The following is a 3,572-nucleotide window of genomic DNA, read 5'->3' as shown; positions in this document are numbered from 1 at the left end:
TCTACGCCGCGCTGCTCGCGACTTTGCATCGGCGTTCGATGCCTCCTTTGCATAACACAGATAACACAGTATGCTTTCGTATCCCCCTGTAAACAAACGACGCTGGCATGAGCGATTGGTGGAAAGACGCTGCGATCTATCACATCTATCCGCGCAGCTTCCACCAATCGCTCATGCCAGCGTCGTTTGTTTACAGGGGGATACGAAAGCATACTGTGTTATCTGTGTTATGCAAAGGAGGCATCGAACGCCGATGCAAAGTCGCGAGCAGCGCGGCGTAGACGCTCCATGCGTGCCGGGTCGGAGACCAGTTCGTCGTGCAGCGTGCGGCTTTGGGTGGCCACCGCCTCGTTTTCGTACGAGTACGCAATGTTTTTGACCTGATTCATGCGCGCATCGATCTGCGCATCGGTGCGCTCCTCGTCGTGCAACGGACGCGCCGCCCCCCAGTCGATGTGAATGAGTCCGGGAGTGTCGCTCTTGAGCGGATGCGCACGATCGGGATCCACCATAAAGTTGTCGGCGTGCCAGTCGCCATTCTCGACCCCGACCTGCTCGCACACCAATTGGTGAAAGAGCACCAGTTCGTAGATGGCAGGCGTCAGGCGTTCCGGGTCGGCCAGCACGTACTCCTTGAGCGTGGGTCCATCTACATACGGCTCCTGGATGAAGCCGAGGCTCGACACAAGCTGCACGTCGTGTCCAAAGAGCTGATTGAGCGGCTCCACAAGACCCTCTTCCAGAATCAGACGCAGCCGCCCGGCAGCAGTTACCAGCGCCCCACTGCGCGTAAGCACCGGACGGTTTTCGGCGCGTCCGTTGTGGGTGGCAGCGCCCAGTTCAATTTCGTGGAACGGCTCGGGCCCCGGCTGCTTGGCCACCAGATCCAGTTCGGGAGCAATTAGTACCGTGCTGCACCGATGCCGTCCCATGATGTATTCGCCCTTCAGGATGAGCACCAGCCCCGTGTCAGCCTTGATGCGCTGCTGCCAGTCCGCAAGCGCGTCGGCTTCCTCGGCAGCCCCATTGGCAACGGAAGCACGGCGGCGGGTTTCAATGCGTGCCATCTGCCCCAGCAGTTCGTCGGTGAGTACGGCGCGGGGCACGGGAGGCCCATCGCCGCTGGACGTGGTGAGCGGCCCCGAGGTGGCGATTTCCGCGTAGAGCGCCTCGGCATAGGCGGTCATGCTGGCCACAGAGCCGGTAGCGTCGTGCCGGGCGCGCCAGTCATGCAGGCGCACAATGCCTGCGGCAACGTCCTCCACCGCATCGGTGCCCAGTTCGCGCGGCAGGCGGGTGCGTACCTGTGTAGGATCGGCCCCAAAGTACTGGATTTGAGACCCATACGTGGTCAGCACATCCGCATGCCGGAGCAGCGGATCCTCTGCGGTCGAAGCCACCGGGCTTTGCATCACCCCAAACCAGACCGGACTCCACCCGCCCATGTTACGCGTCAGGTAGGCGGGGTCGTCCTCCAGAAACTCGGTAGGCACAAGGCGGTCGGTCGTGGTGGGGCGCACGTAGCCTGCCGGGTCGTCGCGGCTGATGAGGCTGTGTATGCTGGGGGCGTCGCGCAGCCGATTGGCCCATGCGGTCTCGGCCTCTGCGGTCGGTCGCGATGCCACAATGCGCACGGAAGCCCCGTGGGGCGTTGGGTCGGGCGGGGTAAGAAAGGTGACAATGGCTTCGCGGTTGAGCGGAATCGAGACGACGCGAAACGGGGCGGCGGGCATAGGCGGGAGGGTCGATCACAAAGCGCGGTAAGACGTACTTACACAGTAGCACACACGACACTGTGGCGCAAGCGTCTTGGGGCGTCTACGCATTGCGAGAGGCAGGGCGCTTCGCCTGGGCCATGCGCAGGAAGTTGCCGAGGAGTTGTTTCGGCGCGCGGGCCGCCTGCACATTCGCATCGGTGATGGTTTGGAGAGCGGTCTGCTTCTCCGCGTCGGGGAGCGATTTGCGCTCGATCATGTCTTGAGCGCAGCGGCGATCGTATTCGGGGTGAAACTGCACCCCCACCGCCGAGCCGTGCCGAAAGGCCTGCACGCCCGCGTTGTTGCGAGCCAGCAGGGTAGCGTTCTCAGGCAGCCGCGTAACCGCGTCGGAATGCGTAGCGAACACGGTGAACGAATGCGGCACGTCCTTCCAGATCGGGTCGTCGGCGATCTGCTCCACGGTTACGTACCCCAGTTCATAGCGGCTCTGACTATGCACAGTGCCGCCCAGAGCCTGGGCCAGCAGCTGGTGCCCCCAACACACGCCCAGCACCGGCGCGTGGGCAGCGAGTGCGCGGCGCACGTACTGCTCCACGTGAGCGATCCACGGGCGGTCGTCGTAGACCGAGGACTGCGAGCCCGAAACGATTAGGGCGTCGTACGGCCACGCCGTTCGGGGGGCATTGGCATCGGGCCAGGGCTGCGGCATATCGCCCTCCGATACGCGCACAATCGAAAGTCGGGCCGCCAACTCTCGTGTAAAATTGCGCTGCACATGCGTGTCGCCGAGCGAGGCATCGAGCAAAGCAACATGGAGCGAATCGGGCATAGCGTAGCGGGCTGTCGTTTAAGGGTCTGTCGTTTAAGGGTCTGTCGTTTGGGGGGATGCGAAGGAAGGTGCTACGATGCAAAAAGCGTATTCAGCTCCACAGCCAACGCATCGAGCAGCGCTGATGTGGCCGTACCGTCATCGACCTGCCGCGCATGCTGGGTAAAGCCTGTATCGGTGTTGGCATGGACCTCTACGGTGCGGCTATCCGGGTCAATAATCCAGTACTCCTGCACACCATGCACCTCGTAGAGCCGCTTCTTGGTCGTCAGGTCGTGGTGCGCGGTCGAGGGCGAAAGCACCTCCATCACCAGATCGGGCGCGCCGTCGATGGCCTGCTCGCCAATCACATCCAGCCGCGCCTCCGAAACGAACACCAGATCCGGCTGCAGCACATCCGACTCCGAGAGCTTGACGTCGACGGGAGCCGACATGACCTGGCCAAGCTCATGACGAGTGACAAGCTCGGCAAGCGCCAGAAAGAGACGGGCGTGTACGATTTGATGCCGAGTGGCAGGTACGGGAGCCATGATAAGCGATCCGTCGATGAGTTGATAGGGCGCCCCCTCCGGCAACTGCTGGTAGTCGGCGTAGGTGTAACGCTCTTTTTCAGGCAGATCGTCGGGCAGATCGTCGGGCAGATCGTCGGGCAGATCAGCAAGGCGCGTCTCGGGCGGAGGCCGCTTTGTCGTTTCCATAGCGCTGTCAACCTATGATGAAGGGCAGAGATGTCGTCTCGTACGTTGCCGATCCGGAATGTATCCCCAGACGGTTGTATCGGATTGGTGGCGTCCGGGTCTGACATGCATCTTATACCAGGTGCGAGACTTCGATGTACACGTTAGGTTGGAGGCCGCCCGGGATATCCGCACCCCAGGAGTACTCGGTCGCGGGGGGGCGGTCGCCCAGATTAAGATCCCGCAGGGTGGACTTAAGATCGGCCGCCCACTGTTCACCATATCGCTGATGAGCGATGGCGCTCATCAAAGAAGGGGTCATATAAACGGTCAGGGCTTTTTCCGGGG

At 62.1% G+C, this 3,572-nt stretch carries 3 protein-coding genes and 1 pseudogene; all 4 read right to left on the bottom strand.

Annotation, left to right across the window (positions count from 1 at the left end; translation table 11 throughout):
• Positions 1-227 precede the first annotated feature (227 nt).
• The gene (locus R6U20_RS13960) at positions 228-1,733 is read right to left on the bottom strand and encodes a hypothetical protein (RefSeq protein WP_410338449.1); all 1,506 of its coding nucleotides are present in this window, start codon (positions 1,731-1,733) and stop codon (positions 228-230) included.
• 85 nt (positions 1,734-1,818) lie between these two features.
• Complete coding sequence (locus tag R6U20_RS13955; protein WP_410338448.1) at positions 1,819-2,547, bottom strand: type 1 glutamine amidotransferase; 729 nt, start codon at positions 2,545-2,547, stop codon at positions 1,819-1,821.
• Positions 2,548-2,618: 71 nt separating this feature from the next.
• Entirely contained in the window at positions 2,619-3,245 is a 627-nt protein-coding gene (locus R6U20_RS13950) for a Uma2 family endonuclease (protein ID WP_410338447.1), read from the bottom strand.
• A gap of 112 nt (positions 3,246-3,357) precedes the next feature.
• Positions 3,358-3,572 (bottom strand): annotated as a pseudogene (locus tag R6U20_RS13945) (hypothetical protein); the annotation flags it as partial.

The sequence above is a fragment of the Longimonas sp. genome (assembly GCF_046498435.1).
In the GTDB taxonomy this organism is placed as follows: domain Bacteria; phylum Bacteroidota; class Rhodothermia; order Rhodothermales; family Salinibacteraceae; genus Longimonas.
The sequence above is the reverse complement of the archived record's forward strand: the minus strand, read 5'-3'. Positions and strand labels throughout refer to the sequence as shown.

Bases quoted from the DNA above. Each gene is read 5' to 3' on its own strand.
- R6U20_RS13960 (WP_410338449.1), bottom strand. From the start codon at position 1,733: ATGCCCGCCGCCCCGTTTCGCGTCGTCTCGATTCCGCTCAACCGCGAA.
- R6U20_RS13955 (WP_410338448.1), bottom strand. From the start codon at position 2,547: ATGCCCGATTCGCTCCATGTTGCTTTGCTCGATGCCTCGCTCGGCGAC.
- R6U20_RS13950 (WP_410338447.1), bottom strand. From the start codon at position 3,245: ATGGAAACGACAAAGCGGCCTCCGCCCGAGACGCGCCTTGCTGATCTG.